This window comes from Polyangium sp. 6x1, from assembly GCF_029946515.1.
Lineage (GTDB): Bacteria > Myxococcota_A > Polyangia > Polyangiales > Polyangiaceae > Polyangium.
Genome location: NZ_JARZHH010000021.1, coordinates 85,969 through 102,793 on the forward strand (window position 1 = coordinate 85,969; position 16,825 = coordinate 102,793).

General features: G+C 69.9%; 16 protein-coding genes. 7 read left to right on the top strand and 9 right to left on the bottom strand.

Annotated elements, in window-relative coordinates; genetic code table 11:
* Positions 1–12: 12 nt before the first annotated feature.
* The 8 genes from QHF85_RS20920 to aroA all read right to left on the bottom strand — a co-directional run bounded on the left by QHF85_RS20920 (position 13) and on the right by aroA (position 8,657).
* Positions 13–1,395, bottom strand: coding sequence for an AI-2E family transporter (locus QHF85_RS20920; protein ID WP_281329013.1), 1,383 nt, complete (start codon positions 1,393–1,395; stop codon positions 13–15).
* Positions 1,392–1,928: an HIT domain-containing protein gene (locus tag QHF85_RS20925; protein ID WP_281329014.1), complete on the bottom strand. Its 537-nt coding sequence runs from the start codon at positions 1,926–1,928 to the stop codon at positions 1,392–1,394. The genes QHF85_RS20920 and QHF85_RS20925 overlap by 4 nt, the downstream gene beginning before the upstream one ends.
* A gap of 39 nt (positions 1,929–1,967) precedes the next feature.
* On the bottom strand, positions 1,968–2,369 hold the full coding sequence (locus QHF85_RS20930) for a hypothetical protein (protein ID WP_281329015.1): 402 nt from the start codon (positions 2,367–2,369) through the stop codon (positions 1,968–1,970).
* Positions 2,370–2,449: 80 nt separating this feature from the next.
* A complete protein-coding gene (locus QHF85_RS20935; protein ID WP_281329016.1) occupies positions 2,450–4,231 on the bottom strand; it encodes a 30S ribosomal protein S1 in 1,782 nt (593 codons plus the stop codon).
* Positions 4,232–4,462: 231 nt separating this feature from the next.
* Positions 4,463–5,617, bottom strand: coding sequence for a hypothetical protein (locus tag QHF85_RS20940; RefSeq protein WP_281329017.1), 1,155 nt, complete (start codon positions 5,615–5,617; stop codon positions 4,463–4,465).
* A gap of 19 nt (positions 5,618–5,636) precedes the next feature.
* Positions 5,637–6,605 carry a hypothetical protein gene (locus QHF85_RS20945; RefSeq protein ID WP_281329018.1) on the bottom strand — a complete coding sequence of 323 codons (969 nt, stop codon included), beginning with the start codon at positions 6,603–6,605 and terminating at the stop codon, positions 5,637–5,639.
* Positions 6,574–7,296 (bottom strand): (d)CMP kinase, encoded by a 723-nt coding sequence (gene cmk, locus QHF85_RS20950; RefSeq protein WP_281329019.1) that lies wholly within the window; start codon positions 7,294–7,296, stop codon positions 6,574–6,576. The genes QHF85_RS20945 and cmk overlap by 32 nt, the downstream gene beginning before the upstream one ends.
* Positions 7,293–8,657 (bottom strand): 3-phosphoshikimate 1-carboxyvinyltransferase, encoded by a 1,365-nt coding sequence (gene aroA / locus QHF85_RS20955; protein ID WP_281329020.1) that lies wholly within the window; start codon positions 8,655–8,657, stop codon positions 7,293–7,295. Before aroA ends, cmk begins: the two co-directional genes overlap by 4 nt.
* 292 nt (positions 8,658–8,949) lie before the next feature.
* Here aroA and QHF85_RS20960 point away from each other — a divergent pair, with 292 nt between their 5' ends.
* Genes QHF85_RS20960 through QHF85_RS20970 form a run of 3 tightly spaced genes read left to right on the top strand, consistent with a single transcriptional unit; the run spans position 8,950 to position 12,312 of the window.
* A complete protein-coding gene (locus QHF85_RS20960; RefSeq protein ID WP_281329021.1) occupies positions 8,950–10,359 on the top strand; it encodes a serine/threonine-protein kinase in 1,410 nt (469 codons plus the stop codon).
* Positions 10,334–11,302, top strand: a complete 969-nt coding sequence (locus QHF85_RS20965) for a hypothetical protein (RefSeq protein WP_281329022.1) — start codon at positions 10,334–10,336, stop codon at positions 11,300–11,302. Before QHF85_RS20960 ends, QHF85_RS20965 begins: the two co-directional genes overlap by 26 nt.
* A 41-nt stretch (positions 11,303–11,343) precedes the next feature.
* On the top strand, positions 11,344–12,312 hold the full coding sequence (locus QHF85_RS20970) for a DUF1566 domain-containing protein (protein WP_281329023.1): 969 nt from the start codon (positions 11,344–11,346) through the stop codon (positions 12,310–12,312).
* Positions 12,313–12,322: 10 nt separating this feature from the next.
* Here the strand turns inward: QHF85_RS20970 and ribF are convergent, their stop codons facing one another.
* Entirely contained in the window at positions 12,323–13,318 is a 996-nt protein-coding gene (ribF, locus tag QHF85_RS20975) for a riboflavin biosynthesis protein RibF (protein ID WP_281329024.1), read from the bottom strand.
* A gap of 196 nt (positions 13,319–13,514) precedes the next feature.
* Between ribF and QHF85_RS20980 the strand changes: the two genes are divergently transcribed.
* The 4 genes from QHF85_RS20980 (at position 13,515) to rpsF (ending at position 16,823) form a co-directional block, all read left to right on the top strand.
* A complete protein-coding gene (locus QHF85_RS20980; RefSeq protein WP_281329025.1) occupies positions 13,515–14,459 on the top strand; it encodes a ribose-phosphate pyrophosphokinase in 945 nt (314 codons plus the stop codon).
* A 168-nt stretch (positions 14,460–14,627) separates the two neighbouring features.
* Positions 14,628–15,359 carry a 50S ribosomal protein L25/general stress protein Ctc gene (locus QHF85_RS20985; RefSeq protein ID WP_281329026.1) on the top strand — a complete coding sequence of 244 codons (732 nt, stop codon included), beginning with the start codon at positions 14,628–14,630 and terminating at the stop codon, positions 15,357–15,359.
* 108 nt (positions 15,360–15,467) lie between these two features.
* Positions 15,468–16,160 carry an aminoacyl-tRNA hydrolase gene (gene pth / locus QHF85_RS20990; RefSeq protein ID WP_281329027.1) on the top strand — a complete coding sequence of 231 codons (693 nt, stop codon included), beginning with the start codon at positions 15,468–15,470 and terminating at the stop codon, positions 16,158–16,160.
* Between the two features lie 123 nt (positions 16,161–16,283).
* Positions 16,284–16,823 (top strand): 30S ribosomal protein S6, encoded by a 540-nt coding sequence (gene rpsF, locus QHF85_RS20995; protein WP_281329028.1) that lies wholly within the window; start codon positions 16,284–16,286, stop codon positions 16,821–16,823.
* Positions 16,824–16,825: the final 2 nt, after the last annotated feature.

Genomic DNA, 16,825 nt, shown 5'->3' on the forward strand with positions numbered 1-16,825 from the left:
CTCCCGACTTCGTCAGCCCGCGGCGCCCGCGTCGGGTGCGGGCGGGTTCTCCGTCACGTCCGGACGCACCTTCGCCGCGGGCGGGTGCGTCGACATGGGATCGGACAGGCCCATCGTGGACTCGCGGAAGTGCAGGAAGATGGTCTGGGCGATGGACATGCACGGCACCGCGAAGAGCGCGCCCGTGATCTGGAAGAAGTGTTCGCCCACGAGCAGCGAGAAGACGACGAGGACCGGGTGGATCTTCGCCGCGTCGCCGATGATCTTCGGGTTCAGGAAGTTCGCTTCGAGCTGGTGAATGCCGACGATCCACGCGAGCACGCTGACCGCCGTCATGGGCGACTGCGTCAAGCCGATGAGCACGGCCGGCACCGAGCTCAGGATCGAGCCGAAGATCGGGATCAGCGACATCACGGCCGCGAGGATCGACAGGATCGGCCAGTACTTCAGGTGGAAGAGCCAGAAGCCGATCGCCGAGAGCACGCCGTTCACGAGGCAGATGAGGAGCTGCCCGCGCACCACGCCGGACAGGCCCCGATCGAGCCGCCGCATGAAGCGATTGAACGTGTGATGTGACCGCGGATCCCAGAGATCGCGGAAGAACGCGAGGATCTTCTCGTGGGTCAGGATGATGTACCCCGCGAGCATCAACGTCATGAACAGGTTGAAGATCCCGCGCGAGATCGCGCCCGCGATCCGCTGGCCGATCTGCAGCACGACGGTCGTGTTCTGGCGGAGGTAGAGCAGGCCCTTGTCGAACCCTTCGCGCAAGAGGCCCGCGCTCGAGAGCCGCTTCGGCTCCTGGTTCTGGACCTCCCACATGCCGTGCTGCACCTCGTGCAGGCGCAGGTCCTCGCTCACGAAGACGTCGTACGAGCCGTCGTCGCGCTTCACGATCCGCAGCGGCGGTCGTTCGTCCGCGCGCGCGTCGAGCTTGCCCGGCTCGCCCGCGCCCATCTCCGGGCTCGGGTTCGGCGCGGGCTCCGGCGCCGCTTGCTCCGCGGGGCGTTGTCCCGACCAGCGCACGAGGCGCGAGTCGATCGCGGGCAGCCACTCGTTGCGCACCTTGCGCGTGAGGTTCGGCCACTCGGCCGCGAGCGCCTGTCCCTCGGTGACGAGGCGCGGGACGATCATCCCGATGAAGCCGCCGATCACGCCGAGCGTCAGCGCGTAGACGAGCAGGATCGCGGCCCAGCGCGGCACGCGCATGCGCTCGACGCGCAGCACCGCCGGCGTCAGCACGTACGCGACGACGAGCGCCAGCACGAACGGCAGCATCACCTCGTGCGCGACGATGCACAGCGCGACGACGAGCACCGCGCTCGTGGCGAGGAAGATGCGGCGCGCGGTCTTGCGCTCCGGGGGCAGAGACATGGGCGGAGGCGCTTCGCTCACGGGTTTCCGGCTCCCTCGCCCGCCGCGGGCAAACGCACGCCCGGCAGATCCGCGAAGAACGGCACGAGGTAGTCGCGCGTCTTTTCGAGGGACTGCGGCACGACGCGTACGTCGGCGAGCACCGGCATGAAGTTCGTGTCTCCGCTCCAGCGCGGGACGATGTGCGCGTGCAGGTGCTCGGCGATCCCCGCGCCCGCAGCCGCGCCGAGGTTCAACCCCACGTTGAGCCCCTCGGGCTTCACGGCCGCGCGCAGTCGCACCGTCGCCTCGCGCACGAGATCGAAGAGCGCGTGATGATCCTCGTGCGAGAGCTTCTCCAGCGCGTCGACGTGCGCGTGTGGCACCACGAGCAGGTGCGCGGCGGCGAACGGGTAACGGTTCAACACGACGAACGCGCGCGGCGTGTCACACACCACGAGCCGCGCGCGGAGCTCCTCGGATGGAGCGGCCTCAATGCCGCAAAACACGCAGGATCCACCCTTTTTCGAAAGGATGTACTCCATGCGCCACGGCGCCCAGAGCGGATTGCCCATCGATCGCGGCACGCTAGCACCGGCACCGGCCGGTGGCGATCAACGCGCGGGCGCTGGCCTACCGGATTTCTCGGTCGGGGAAGGTGAAAGGGCGTAATCGATGGCGAGCGAGACGCCGAGCCCCACCGCCGTCCCCATGAGATCCCAGGCGAAGTCCTTCCACGAGGGTGTGCCGAACCTGGCGGCGTCGAGGATTTCCTTGGTGTACCCAGCACCGAGCGCGACGGCCATGCCGACCGCGACGCGGTTCGCCCGCCCGTCGAGCCCGTACAGCGCGGAGGCGCCGTACGCGCCGCCCGCGAGCGCGGCCGAGAAGCCGAAGTGCAGGGCCTTGTCGCGGCCGAAGAAAGGATCGGGGTCTGTCGGGGGCTCTGCGTGGGCGGGGAGCGCGGCGAGGAGCCCCGCGAGGACCACGGGCGCGACGAGGGTTCGTCCTGTCATGCGCCGATCGTAGGGACAAAACGCGCGCGGCGCCTCCCTGGGGGAAGGCGCCGCGAACGGTCACCAGGGAAGGGGCAGGATTACTCCTGATCCTTCGTCTTGTTCTTGAGGTCGAGCTTGCCGGCCAGCTTCTCACGGATGAGATCGCCGACCGTTCCGGCCACGCTCTTCTCCTCCTCGGCCGCCGCGCTGCCGCCGCCGCCCGCGCTCTTCGCGCGCTTCGGGCGCTCGGCGGGCTGCGGCTTCTCGACGCCGATGTTCTTCATCGTCGCGAAGAGCCGGCGCTCGATCGTGTCGACGCTCGAGATCTCGACCTTCACGAGGTCGCCGACCTTGATCTTCGTGCCCTCGGGCTCGAGGATGTCGCCCGTCGAGATGAGCGCCTCGACGCCCTCGCGCAGGCGCACGAAGATGCCGTACTCGACGATGCTGATCACCTGCGACTCGTCGATCACGCGGCCGGGCGCGAACTCGCTGAGCATCGTCGGCCACGGGTCGTCCCAGAGCTGCTTGATGCCGAGGGAGACCTTCTTCTCGTCGTGGTTGATCGAGAGGATGATCGCCTCGACGTCGTCGCCCTTGTGGTGGAGGTCGCTCGGGTTGTTGACGCGCACCGACCACGAGAGATCGCTCTTGTGGACCATGCCGTCGACGCCCTCTTCGATCCCGACGAACACGCCGTAATCGGTGAGCGAACGGACCTTGCCCGCGATCTTGTCGCCGGGGTGGTACTTGTCCGTGAAGAGCATCCACGGATCGGGCTCGAGCTGCTTGAGACCGAGGCTGATGCGCTTGGCGCGCGCGTCGACCTCGAGCACCTGGCACTCGATCTCCTGGCCGACCTCGAGGAGCTTCGACGGGTGCTTGACCTTCTTGGTCCAGCTCATCTCGCTCACGTGGATCAGGCCCTCGACGCCCGGCTCCAGCTCCACGAAGGCGCCGTAGTCCGTGATCGACATGACCTTGCCGCGGACCTTCTTGCCCGCCGGGTAGGCCTCCTCGGCGTGGTTCCACGGATCCTCCTGGGTCTGCTTGAGGCCCAGGGAGACGCGCTCGGTCTCGGGGTTGTACTTGAGGACCTTGACGGTGACCTCGTCGCCGACGTTGAACACCTCGTTCGGGTGGTTCACGCGGCCCCAGCTCATGTCCGTGATGTGGAGCAGGCCGTCGATGCCGCCGAGGTCCACGAACGCACCGTACTCGGTGATGTTCTTGATGGTGCCCTTGACGGTCATGCCCTCGGTGAGGGTCTCGAGCGTCTTCTGCTTCATCTCGTCGCGCTCGCGCTCGAGCAGGACGCGGCGGGACAGGACGATGTTGCCCCGCTTCTTGTTGAACTTGATGACCTTGAACTTGTAGGTCTGGCCGATCAGTTTGTCCAAGTTGCGGATCGGGCGGAGGTCGACCTGCGACCCCGGGAGGAACGCCTTCACGCCGCCGCGGATGGTGACCGAGAGGCCGCCCTTCACGCGCTGGCTGATGGTGCCCTCGATGAGCTCGTCCGCCTCGCAGGCGTTCGAGATCTCATCCCAGACCTTCATCTTGTCGGCTTTTTCCTTCGACAAGGTGACGAGGCCGTCGTCGTTCTCGCGGCTCTCGATGTAGACGTCCACCTTGTCGCCGGGCTTGACGCCGACCTGACCTGTGGCGTCCGCGAACTCTCGGAGCGGGATCACGCCCTCGCTCTTGCCGCCGATGTCGACCACCACCGAGTCACGGCCGACCTGAACGACCGTCCCTGCGATGATCTCGCCCTCGCGCGCGAAATCGGACTCGACCCGCTGCTCGAACAGCGCGGCGAAGCTCTCCATGCCGGATCCCATGTCGGACCCCGTCATCTCCACGTTCGCGTTACTTGCCATCTGGTCTCTTGAAACCGTCCTTCCCTAGGATTTCCCGGAGCTCGGATGCGATGCGCCGCGCGGGCGTGCGGCTCGAATTGAGCCGGCCTCGGGCACACGTCGGGCGTCGAGCCGGATCCGGGAGAGCGGTCCCTCTAGTCCGATGCCAGCGCCTTGTCAATCCGATGCCCCCAAGGCGTCCGTTTTGTCCGACCCGATCCGCAACGCGGAGTTCGGCCGGGGCGCGCGAGATCAAGGCTTTTTGCCAGGGATCTCCGCTCCTCGGAGCTTGTCCGCGAGCGTGGCCGTCGCCCGATCCAGCCCCTCGTACGGCCACGGCGCGCGCAGCACGACGACATTCCCCTCGCGCTTCACCGTCGTCCCACGGAGCGCTTCCTTCTCGCCCGCGACATCCGGCAAGAGCAAAAGCGCGAGTCCGAGATCGCCGAGCAGCCCGCGTGCGCCTTCCTCGAGCTTCGGCGCATCCGCGGCTTTCGTCGGTTCGAGTCGAACGACGAGCTCCGGCGAACCACCGAGCGCGAGCGTGCCCGTGGCTCGCTCGACCGTGCCGAGAACGGACGCGCGTGGCGTGATCATGTTCGCCCCCGACAAGGCCTCGAACGCCTGCCGCGCGATCGCGAACGTGACCGCGCCCTTCTCGGGCAAACCGAGCTTCTGGCCCTCCTCCGTCGCAGGCAGCGCGGCTTCCACGATCGATCGATCCGTGCCGACGAGGATCGTCCCGTCGTCCGCCTGTCCGATCACGATCGAAGGCCCCACGAAGAGCTCGCCTTCCCGGCGATACCCCGTCCATCCCTCCTCGCGCGCGACCTCCGCGAGTCCTTTGACGAACCGCCCGCGCTCGATGCGACCGCCGAGGAGCGCGACCCAGCTCTTGCCGTCCATCGACGCGACGACGACCTCGCGCAGGTCCGCGGGCAAACGCACGCCCGTTTGATCCTGGATGCGGGCGGCGCGCGAGGGGCGCGACGGCGCTTTCGCCTCGGGCGCGCTGCTTTCGTCGAGCGCGAGCTTCAAGAGGTGCTCGCGCACGGGCCCGAAGAGCACGATGTCCGCCGCTTCGAGACGGATCGCGATGTTCGTCCCCGCAGGCACGTGCGCGCGCGCCGTGGGCCGGTACCGAAGGACGAAGTTCCAGAACGCGAGCGCCGCGATCGCCGCGACCACGAAGACCGCGGCCACGCCCACGAGCACGATGCGCGATCCGTGCGGCTTCGGGAGCGGCGCTTCGGCGCGTGGCTCGGGCGGAGCTTCGGGCGGAGGCTCGGGCGGAGGCTCGGGCGGAGCGACCGCGGGTGCTTCCGGCAGAGGTGCGGCCCCGAGCGCCTCGGGATCGCGCTGCGTGGGCGGGACGGGCTCGATCGGATCCACGAGCGTGTCGGCCATCGCCCCCGAGGGTAAGCGTTCAGCGTTCGTCTTGCATCTTCTCCGGCGCCGCGAGCTTGCCTTCGAGCAAGGCGCGCAGGACGTCCGAGGAGAGGTCCCAGCGCACACGCACGGCGCGATCGACGCGCTCGATCCGCATGTCCTCGAAGAGCGCGGCGTAGCGGCTGCCCTGCCCACCCTCGCGCAGCGCGCGGAGCAGGTTCTCGGCCTTGCCCGCGGCCTGCCCCGTGCCGGCCGTGATCTCGGCGTCGACACGCAGGGCGTCGCCGACCATCGCAGCGGTCGCGCGGGCGCGCTCGAGGCCGCCGATGATCGACGCGATGGAAGGGAAGCGCCGCTCGAGCGAAGGCGGTAGCCGACGCGCGCGCAGGTCCGCGCTGATCAGGCCCTCGGCCGCGGGATCACGGCGGCGCTCGTCCGGGCCCTTCGCGAGCACGCGCTCGACGCTGTCCACCTCGACGGGCGTGACGAACACGATCGTGCGCCCCGCGAAGACGTGGATGCGCGCGGTCGTGGCGCGGCCGAGGGGCCCCGTGCGCTCCCAGGTGCGGACGTCGTCCGCGATCGGAGGATCGACGAGGCGGTAGAGCTTCGGGTCGGGCCGCACGTCCTCCACCTCGCCCTCGACGACGAGCACGCGATCCCCGACCTCGACGTCCGCGGCGCGCAGGCCGATCCACACGACCTTGGCGCGCGCGATCGCCTGCGAGACGAGGGCCTCCTCGCCGCCGCTCTCCTCTTCGACACGCGCGCGGAGCGCGTCCGCCATGGGGCCGAGCTGCGCGTGCATGCGGCCGAGATCGACGCGCAGCACGAGATCCAGATCGGCAGGGAAGAGCTCGGCGGGATCGAGGAGGTCGCGTTTGCCCCGGGACGGCGTCTTCGGGGCGGGCACCTCGCCGCCGCACGCCGCGGCGAACGCGAGGAGGCCGAGCACGAACGCGCGGCGGAGCACCTCAGCCGGCGCGCTCGCGCGCTTCGACGACAAGCGCCATCTCCTCGACGAGCTCGGCGACATCTCTGTGGCTCGAGTCGACGACGAGCGCGTCGTCGGCCTGCCGGAGCGGCGCCACGGGTCGCTCCGTATCGGCCTTGTCGCGGCGCTCGACGTCCGCGAACGTGGTCTCGTAGGTGGCTTCCTTGCCCTGCGCGACGAGCTCTTCGTAGCGCCTTCGCGCGCGCACCTCGGGCGAGGCGGTCAGGAAAAACTTCACCTCGGCGTCCGGGAAGACGACCGTGCCGATGTCGCGACCTTCGAGCACCACGCCGCCCTCGGCGCCTTGGCCGCGCTGCATGTCGAGCAGCGCCGCGCGCACCGCGGGCACGGCCGAGACGCGGCTCGCGCCGAGGCTCACCTCGGGCGAGCGGATCGCCGTCGAGACGTCCTCGCCGTCGAGCAGGACACGCATGCCGCTGCCGCCGCCCGTCGCGCCCTCGGCGCGCTCGATCACCATGCGCTTGCGGACCACGAGATCCTCGGCGAGCGCGCCGAGCGCCTCGCGATCGTCCCAGCGGATCGGCGCGCGCACGGCCGCGAGCGCGACCGTGCGATAGAGCGCGCCCGTGTCGAGGAGCAGGTAGCCGAGCCGCTCGGCGAGCCTGCGCGCGACGGTGCTCTTGCCCGCGCCTGCCGGCCCATCGATCGCGACGCGTACTGCCCTCTGCCGTCCGCTGCTCATGGAGTTCCTCCGCTCGACTCCACCTCGATCCGTGCCCCGAGCGCGCGCATCGTACCGACGAACCGCGGGAAGCTCGTCGCGATGTTGTCGGCGTCGCGCACGCGCGTGGGCCCGTCCGCGAGGAGGCCGAGCACACACGATGCCATCGCGATGCGGTGATCGCCGCCGCTCTCGATGTCCGCAGCCTTGAGCTTGCCTTCCGGCTTTCCTTCGATGGCGAGCCCGTCCGGCCGCTCCTCGCACGTCACGCCGAACGCCCGCAGCACGCGCGCCATCATGGCGATGCGATCGCTCTCCTTCACGCGGAGCTCCGCCGCGTCCTCGATGAGCGTCGTGCCGCTCGCGCGCGCCGCGAGCGCGCACAGGATCGGCACCTCGTCGATCGTCCGCGCCACGAGCTCGCCGCCGAGCCTTCCATGCCGCAGATCCGCCGCGCCGGCATGCAGATCGCCGATCGGCTCGCCCATCTCCTCGCCCTTCGGTTCGAGGACGAGCGAGCCGCCCATGTCGCGCAGGACCTCGAAGAGCCCGGTGCGCGTCGGGTTCAGGCCCACGCGGCGCACGGTCACGCGGCTACCAGGGATGAGCTGCGCGGCCGTGACGAGGAACGACGCGGACGAGGGATCCCCCGGGACCGTGATCGAGAAGGGCGGGAGCTTGCCCGAGAACGAGGGGCCATCGAGCTCGATGATCGCGCCGACCGTGCGCAGCGGGACGCCGAGCGCGAGCATGAGGCGCTCGGTGTGATCCCGCGACACGAGCGGCTCGCGCACGTACGTGGATCCGTCGGCGTAGAGGCCCGACAGCAGGATCGCGCTCTTCACCTGCGCGCTCGCGACGGGCATCTCGTACTCGAGCGGCCCGAGCACGTTGGGCTCCGGCAGAGGGCCGATCCGGAGCGGCGCCGTGATCTCACCGACGCGCTTCGGATCGAGCTTGCCCTCGATGCGGCCGCCGCGCAGGCGCAGGGGCCTCGCGATGCGCTCCATCGGGCGGCGCGAAAGCGACTCGTCGCCGACGAGCACCGTGGCGAAGCGCTGCGCGACGAGCACACCGGAGAGAAGGCGCATCGTCGTGCCGGAGTTGCCGCAGTCGATGGGCTCGCTCGGCTCGCGCAGGCCGTAGAGGCCCTTGCCTCCGACGAGCAGCGTCTCGTTTTGCTGCTCGGTGGTGATGCCCATCGCGCGGAGCGCGGCGAGCGTCGACATGTTGTCCGCGCCGAGCGCACCGCCTTCGATGCGGCTCTGTCCTTCGGCGAGACCGGCGAACAGGATGGCCCGGTGGGCGATGCTCTTGTCGCCCGGGATCGGGACACTGCCCGTCAGAGGGCGGTCGGATGGGAAGACGACGAGGTCGGTCACGGGCAGGCTCTAGCAGAAGCCGAGGGCCGAGGGGATTTTTGTCTCGCCCGGCAGTCGGGACGAACAGAACCGCCCCTAGGGCGGCTGCCCGGGACGGCCCGGGGCAGGGGAGACGTATTCCCCGTCCGGGGCATCTGCGCCATTGTGCGTTAAAGACAAACCAATCCGAGATCGTCCGCATTCCAAGGGTTTCGGCCGGAACGGCGCGCGATGACGAAGTGTCGTGATCGCCCGCCTTCGATTGAGTTTCCGCCCCCGCGCGCTATCGTAAAACCCGGGGATCATGGGGGGCATGAAGAGCGCGGAATATGCGATCGACGTCGACGTCGATCTCGGCGAGGCCTCGCTGCCGCGCCCGGGGGACGTGGTCGCGGACAAGTATCGGGTCCTGCGGATCCTCGGCGCCGGGGGGATGGGGGTCGTGGTGGAGGCGGAGCACGCGAGCCTCCGGCAGCGCGTCGCGCTCAAGTTCCTGCACCCCAAGGTGGCCACGAGCGACGTCTCCGTCGCGCGGCTCCTCCGCGAGGCGCGGGCCGCGAGCGCGATCAAGAGCGAGCACGTGGCGCGCGTGCTCGACATGGGCACCCTGCCGTCGGGCTCGCCGTTCGTCGTGATGGAATACCTCACCGGAATCGATCTCCGGGGCGTGCTCGGCCGCCGCGGCCCGCTGCCCGTCGAGGACGCGGTCGATTACATCCTCCAGGCCTGCGAGGCGCTCGCCGAGGCGCATTCCATGGGAATCGTCCATCGCGACATCAAGCCCTCGAACCTCTTTCTCACGAGCCGCGCCGACGGGTCGCCGCTCATCAAGGTCCTCGATTTCGGCATCGCCAAGCTTCTTCGACGGGGCGACGCCGTGCAGCCGGAGGACGTCGTCACCCTCACGGGCAATGGATTCGTGGTGGGTTCGCCGCGGTACACCTCGCCCGAGCGACTGCGGGACCCGACCCACGTCGATCCCCGCACCGACATCTGGTCCCTCGGCATCGTCCTGCACGAGCTCTTGACCGGCCAGAGCCCCTTCGAGGCGAAGACCATCTCGTCGCTTTATTTCCGCATCGCCGCGGACCCGCCCGCGCGGGTACGGGATGTTCGTCCCGACATACCCGAGGGGCTCGAAACGGCGATCCTCCAGTGCTTGCAAAAAGACCCGAGCAAACGCACGCCCGACGTGGCCGAGCTCGCCGCGTCGCTCCGGCCCTTCGCGCCCGAGCGCAGCGAGACCAGCGTGCGGAGGGTGATCCGGGTGATCGGCATTCCTCCGGAGAAACTCCAGGCGTTTGTCGGTACGGCCGGCAGCCGCGACGTGGACGGCCCGCCCGGCGCGCTCTCGACGGCCCTCATTCCCGCGGCGCTCAGGCGCTCCGCGCGTCTCCGCGCGGGGCTCGGCTTGCTCGGCGTGACGCTGCTCGTGGTGGGGGCGCTCGTCGTGTCGCGCGAAGAAGCCCCCGACGCCGTCGCGCCCTCGCCGGGCAAGGCCCACGCGGCCCCCGAGCGGCCCGTGGAGCCCGCGGTCGTCGTCGCGCCGGACGGCCCGAGCGCGGTTCCCACCCTGGACCTCGACGAGACCGCGGCTCCCGCGCCGAGCCCGTCCGCGAAGGAGCCAAAGGGGGGCACGACTTTGCCTTATCGAACCTCTGGGAGCCCCGCGGGGCGCCGCAAAGGAGGGAGCTTCCTTGATCCACTCGGCAGCCGCAAATAAAAGATACGTTCGTCTCGCCAATCGACTTCTCCTCCCAGGGCTCGCCGCGATCGTCCTCGCGGGCGAGGGGACCGCCCGCGCGGCCGACGAGGCCGCGACGGAGGCGGAGGTCCTCTTCCGCGAGGGCAAGCAGCTCATGGTGGAGAAGCGGTATGCCGAGGCTTGCCCGAAGCTCGCGGAGAGCCATCGGCTCGATCCGGGCGGCGGGACGATCCTGAACCTCGCCCTCTGCCACGAGGCGGAAGGCAAGACGGCGACGGCGTACCGCGAGCTCGGCGAGGCCCTCGCGTGGGCGCGCACGGATGCGCGGCCCGATCGCGCGGAGATCGCCCACGAGCGGCTCGACGCGCTCGAAGGCAAGCTCGCGCGGCTCGTGGTGGTGCTCGGGCCCGGCGCGCGCGTCGCGGGGATGGTGATCGAGCGCGACGGCGCGTCGATCGGGGAGGCGTCGCTCGGCGAGCCCGCGCCGGTCGATCCCGGCGAGCACGTGGTCGTCGCGACCGCCGAAGGGAAGGAGCCGTTCAGGACGAGCGTGCGCGTCGCGCGGGGCGCGCGCGTGACCGTGATCGTGCCCGCGCTCGCGCCGTCGCGAGGTCCCTCGGGGGCGCGCATCGCGGCGCACGTCACCGCGGGGCTGTCGATCGGCGCCCTCGGCGCGGGCGCGTTCTTCGGGATCCGCGCGCTGATGAAGGAGAAGGAGGCGCGCGCGCGGTGCCCGGACCTCCTGTGCCCGAGCGCGGCGTCGCTCGACGTGGCCAAGGACGCGCGGACGTCGGCGCGGATCGCCGACGTGGCGCTCGGCGTGGGCACGCTGAGCCTTTTGACGAGCGCGACCCTCTACTGGGTGTCGCGCTCGAAGAGCCCGGAGGATCCACGCGCGTCGATCGCGATCGCGCCGTCCGCGGGATCGGGCGCGACGCTGCTCCTGGGAGGAACATTTTGAGGACAAAACGATCGGCGATCCCCACGCTTTCGCGGTTCGCCGTGGGGTCGCTCCTCCTCGTGGGCCCGCTCGGTTGCGAGATCGTGGCGGGCATCGAGTCGCGCACGCTCGCGCCGTCGGTCGGGCCTGCGGGCGCGTGCGCGGAGGGCGCCGGCGTGGGTTTCCCCGACTCGGCGACGCTGTTCTGCTCCGACGGATCCGGCGCGGTTTCTTGCGACGATCCGAGCCTCGCGCCGGGCCAGGACGGACGCGTCCTCGGCGTCTTGCCGAGCTACGAGGAAGCTCCGTTCGGGGGGGCCGAGGGCGCCGGCGTGCGCGACGAGATCCTCGACCTCGTGTGGGAGAGCGGCGCGGCCCCGGCGCCGGTGTCGTGGGGGGAGGCGCGCGCGCGATGCGAAAAACTCGGCGGAGGCACGCGGCTGCCTTCCCGCGTGGAGCTCGTCTCGCTCGTGGACTACGGGCGCGACGGGCCCGCGATCAATCCCTCGAAGATCTACGTCCCCACGTCGTCCACGGATCTCTACTGGACCGCGACGACGGCGATGGATGGTGTGTGGGCCGTCGGGTTCGTCGACGGAGCGATGACGTCGCTCGATCGCACGCTCACCGCGCGCGTCCGCTGCGTCGAGGGTCCTTTGCGCGTGACGTGCCTCGAAGAGGGGGCGGACGGCGAGACCTCGATCGACAGGCGCACGGGCCTCGTGTGGCAACGCGTGAGCACGCCGGAGGTGAGCACGTGGCAAGGCGCGCTCGCGTTCTGCGCGTCGCTGTCGATCGGCGGCGCATCCGGCTTCCGGCTGCCGAGCATCAAGGAGCTCGCGAGCCTCGGCCACGGCGAGGAGGCAGAGCCCATGTCCGCGGCGACGTCGTTCCCCGACGGCGAGGGCCGCTTCTGGTCGTCGACGCCCGTCGCCGCCGCGCCGACCGACGCATGGCTGCTCGACGGCCTCACGGGCCGCATCGATCACCAGCCGGCGACGCTGAATGCGCGTGTGCGGTGCGTGCGATGACGCGCGGGGATCAAGCCCAGGCCGGGGCCGCGTCGGGATCGGGCGTGATGCCTTCGAGCGCGCGGCGCGCCTCCTCGGCGTCCCGCGCGATCTGCGCCTTCAGCGCGTCGAGCCCCGCGAAGCGTTGCTCCGGACGAATGTGCCGAGCGAGGTGCACACGCAGCCGCGCGCCGTACAGATCCTCGTCGCGATCGAAGACGTGCACCTCGAGCCGCGGGCGCGCCGCCGTCGGATCGACCGTGGGCCGCACGCCGAGGTTCGCGACGCCGCGCCCGAGCGCCGTCGCGCCGCGCTCGCCCGCCCCTTCCGCGGGCAAACGATCGATCAGCACGGCGTACACGCCGAACGGGGGGAGCGCCTCTGGCGCGTCGAGGATGTTCGCGGTGGGAAAGCCGATCGTCCGCCCGCGCTTGTCTCCGGCGACGACGGTCCCCGAGAGCGCGTGCCATCGCCCGAGGATGCGTCGCGCTTCGTCGAGATCGCCCCGCGCGATCGCCTCTCGCGCGCGCGTGCTCGACCACGGTCCCTTCTCGTCGCCGACGAGCGCGTGGGATCGCGTCTCGAAGCCGAGCTCCTTGCCGAGCCGCTCGAGCTCGGCGAAATCGCCGGCCCGCTGCGCGCCGAAGCGGAAGTTCTGCCCGACCATCACCACGCGCGCATCGAGATCGCCGAGCACGCGCTCGGCGAAGTCGCGCGGGCCCTGCGCGGCGAACGTGCGATCGAAGTGCGCCACGGAGACCCGAAGGCCCGGCACGGCGCGCTCGCACAGCGCGATCTTGCGCGCGAGCGGCGTGAGCAGCGGAGGCGCCTTGCGGCCGAGGACCTCGGCCGGGTGTGGATCGAACGTCAGGACCACCGGGGCGAGCCCGCGCTCGGCGGCCATCCGGGCGGCTTCATCCAGGACAGCGCGATGACCTCGGTGCAGACCGTCGAAGTTGCCGATGACGACGAGGGTTCCGGTACGTCCGCTCGTCTCGCCGCGCTGGGAGCCGCTCTGCCGATCCACGATCGCGCTACCTAGCCAAACCCGAGGCCCCGCGCAAAGCCGAGGTCGTGTCTGGACGCATTGACCAGAAGATCCTTGACGGAAGTAGGGGTGGCTGGTAGAGCCGCGCCGCCGTTGACCCTTCGGCGTTCGGGGTTGTCGTGGTCGCTCGGACAGGCTGAGCGTCGACCGAACCGGTAGGCAGGGAGGCTGGCCGATGTTCAAGAGAGTGAGCATCTTCTCGGGGAACGCGAACCCCACGCTCACGCAGGAGATTTGCCAGTGCCTCGAGTTCCCGCTCGGGAAGTGCCGCGTTTCGCGGTTCTCCGACGGGGAGACGTTCTGCGTGATCCAGGAGAACGTTCGTGGCGTGGACACGTACGTCGTGCAGCCGACGTGCTCGCCGGTGAACGACAGCGTGATGGAGCTGCTCATCATGGTGGACGCGCTCCGGCGCGCCTCCGCGGGCTCCATCACCGCCGTGATTCCGTACTACGGCTATGCCCGGCAGGACCGCAAGGCCGCGCCGCGTACGCCGATCACGGCGAAGCTCGTGGCCGATCTTCTCGTGGCCGCGGGCGTGCACCGCATCGTCGCGCTCGATCTGCACGCGGGCCAGATCCAGGGGTTCTTCAACATCCCCTTCGATCACCTCCACGCGATGCCGGCGTTCCTCGATCAGCACCTTCGCGAGCACTACAGCCGCGACTGCGTGATCGTCTCGCCGGACGCGGGCGGCGTCGAGCGCGCGCGTGCCTACGCGAAGCGCCTCGACGGCACGCTCGCCATCATCGACAAGCGCCGCGAGCGCGCGAACGAGAGCGAGGTGATGAACATCATCGGCGAGGTCGAGGGCAAGCGTTGCCTCATCCTCGACGACATCATCGACACGGCGGGCACGCTGGTGAACGCGGCCAACGCCCTCATGAAGGCGGGCGCGAAGAGCGTCGCCGCCTGCGCCACGCACGCCGTGCTCTCGGGCCCGGCGCTGTCGCGGATCATGGAGTCGCCGCTCGTCGAGGTCATCGTCTCCAACTCGATCCCGCTCTCCGAGGAAGCCAAGGCGTGCGGGAAGTTCAAGACCGTCAGCGTGGCGCGCCTGCTCGCGGAGGCCATCCGCCGGATCCACCACTCGGATTCGGTGAGCTCCCTCTTCGTCTAGCGTCCTCGCCTCGCGTTCGTCGTATCGTGACCCCCTAAGCGCCTGGACAACCGTGCAGTTTCCTCTCAGGCTTGCGGCTTCGCCTCGGAGGATCGTCGGAATCGGCGCACAACCCGATCGATCTCTGCTATAGCGCCGCACCTCGGATCGGAACCGGAGAGTCGTCCCATGATGGAAATCATCAAGCTCAGCGCCACCCGTCGTCAGGAAAGCGGAAAGGGCCCGTCGAACAGGCTCCGCCGCACGGGGAACATCCCTGCCATCTGCTACGGCAAGGGCCTCGAAGCGTTCCCGGTCGCCGTCTCTCCGAAGGCCCTCCTCGAGGTGCTGAAGTCGGCCCACGGGAAGAACTCGGTCATCGAGCTGGCCGTCGAGGGCAGCGACAACCTCACCGTCATGGTGCGCGACTACGGCTATCACCCGATCTCGCGCGAGCTCGTCCACGCGGACTTCCTGCAGGTCAAGCTCGACCAGCCGGTCGACGTCGAGGTGCCCGTTCGTTGCGTCGGCAAGTCGAAGGGCGTCGCGGGCGGCGGCATCCTCCAGCAGATCTTCCGCAACCTGCCCATCCGCTGCCTGCCCGAGAAGATTCCGGCGCTCGTCGAGATCGACATCAGCGAGCTCGACCTCGGCGACACGGTGAAGGCGGGCGCGGTTGCGCTCCCCGAGGGCGTGAAGACGCGCCTGCCCGACGATCAGACGGTCGTCGTCGTCGCCGTGCCCGAGAAGGGCGAGGAGGCGGCCGCGGCTCCGGGCGCTCCGGGTGCTCCGGCGGCGGCCCCTGCGGCCGGCGCGAAGGGCGCGGCTCCCGCGGCGAAGGCGGCGGCGGCTCCTGCGGCCAAGGGCGCGGCTCCCGCGGCGAAGGCGGCGGCTCCCGCCAAGGACGCCAAGAAGAAGTAGTTTCGGCTCAAACGGTCCGAGCGATCCGCCCCGCGGCGCGCGCCTCCACTCACGAAGGCGCGCGACTCCGCGGGGCACGTTCGTCTCTGGGGCCTCGACCTCCTCGTCATGCTGCTCGTCGTCGGCCTGGGCAACCCGGGCGAGAAATACGCGTCGCACCGGCACAACGTCGGCTTCATGGCCGTCGAGGCGCTGGCGGCGCGCGCGCGCGCCGATGCGTTCCGCGAGAAGTTCTCGGGCGTGTGGTCGCGCGCGACGCTCGGGGACGAACCGGGCGTGCTCCTCCAGCCGATGACGTACATGAACGAGTCGGGCCGCAGCGTTCAGCCCGCCCTCGCGTTCTTCAAAATCGCCCCGAAAGACCTCGTCGTGGTGCACGACGAGCTCGACCTTCCGTTCGGGGACGTCCGGCTCAAGTTCGGTGGCGGACACGCCGGGCACAACGGGCTGCGTTCCATCATGTCCCACGTCGGCACGGGCGACTTCGCGCGCGTCCGCGTGGGCGTCGGGCGTCCCCCGGCCGGGTTCCGGGGGGAGGTGGCGGACTACGTGCTGTCGCCGTTCGACGCGGTCGAACGCTCGCGCCTGCCCGACATCTTGAAGCTCGTGACGGAAACTGTGCTAGAAGTCGCGACCCGCGGCTTCGACGCCGCGATGAACGTTCGAAACAGCCGGCCGAAAGCCGGCAAGAAGCAAGCGAAGGAGCGGAGCGAGGCGCGCACGTCGCCCGAGCCCGCGAACGCGAAGGCGGCGGAGGACAAACCGTCGGTTTCGCCTGGCGAAAAGCGCGAGGGCGAGTAACCCGGACGCTTTCCGTACCTTCGTGAGGCGTGATCGCTGGTTCGTCCCGATGGAACACCGGCGAGCGCGCCATCCTCGCTCCGGGGCACGATGTCTCCGGGGCCATCGTCCAAGAGGAGAAGCATGAGTCGACTCGTGACGGCGCCGAACCGCGCCAGAGAATACGAAACGATCTACATCCTGAAGCCCGACATCGACGCGGACTCCGCCGAGCGTGTCGGCTCGCGTCTGTCCGACGTGATCGGCCGTGAGCAAGGTCGGCTGACCAAGGTCGAGAACTGGGGCCGCCGCCGGCTCGCGTACGACATCCGCAAGCACCGTCGCGGCGTGTACATCTACCTCAAGTACCTCGGCACGGGCCGCGTGGTCTCCGAGATCGAGCGCAACCTGCGCCTGATGGACGGCGTGATCAAGTACCAGACGGTCCTCGTCCGCAACGACGTGGAGCTCGCTGGGATCGCGATCGCCGACGAGGACGTGAAGTTCGAGCGCGTCGAGCTGCCGCCGATCGAGGAGGAGCGCGACGAGTCGAGGGAGCGTCAGCTCGGCCTGATCGAGCCGGAGCGTCGTCAGGAGCGGACCAGCGAGGCGCCGGCCTCGGGCGAGTTCGACGACCTCGAGGGCGAGGCGGACATGACCGGCACCGAGGAAGAGGGAGGCTGAGC

Excerpts from the sequence above, each read along its gene's own strand:
- rpsF (WP_281329028.1), top strand. The coding sequence starts at position 16,284 with ATGAGTCGACTCGTGACGGCGCCGAACCGCGCCAGAGAATACGAAACG.
- QHF85_RS20940 (WP_281329017.1), bottom strand. The coding sequence starts at position 5,617 with ATGGCCGACACGCTCGTGGATCCGATCGAGCCCGTCCCGCCCACGCAG.
- QHF85_RS20980 (WP_281329025.1), top strand. The coding sequence starts at position 13,515 with ATGTTCAAGAGAGTGAGCATCTTCTCGGGGAACGCGAACCCCACGCTC.
- QHF85_RS20935 (WP_281329016.1), bottom strand. The coding sequence starts at position 4,231 with ATGGCAAGTAACGCGAACGTGGAGATGACGGGGTCCGACATGGGATCC.
- QHF85_RS20930 (WP_281329015.1), bottom strand. The coding sequence starts at position 2,369 with ATGACAGGACGAACCCTCGTCGCGCCCGTGGTCCTCGCGGGGCTCCTC.
- QHF85_RS20925 (WP_281329014.1), bottom strand. The coding sequence starts at position 1,928 with ATGGGCAATCCGCTCTGGGCGCCGTGGCGCATGGAGTACATCCTTTCG.
- QHF85_RS20985 (WP_281329026.1), top strand. The coding sequence starts at position 14,628 with ATGATGGAAATCATCAAGCTCAGCGCCACCCGTCGTCAGGAAAGCGGA.
- cmk (WP_281329019.1), bottom strand. The coding sequence starts at position 7,296 with ATGAGCAGCGGACGGCAGAGGGCAGTACGCGTCGCGATCGATGGGCCG.
- QHF85_RS20960 (WP_281329021.1), top strand. The coding sequence starts at position 8,950 with ATGAAGAGCGCGGAATATGCGATCGACGTCGACGTCGATCTCGGCGAG.
- pth (WP_281329027.1), top strand. The coding sequence starts at position 15,468 with ATGCTGCTCGTCGTCGGCCTGGGCAACCCGGGCGAGAAATACGCGTCG.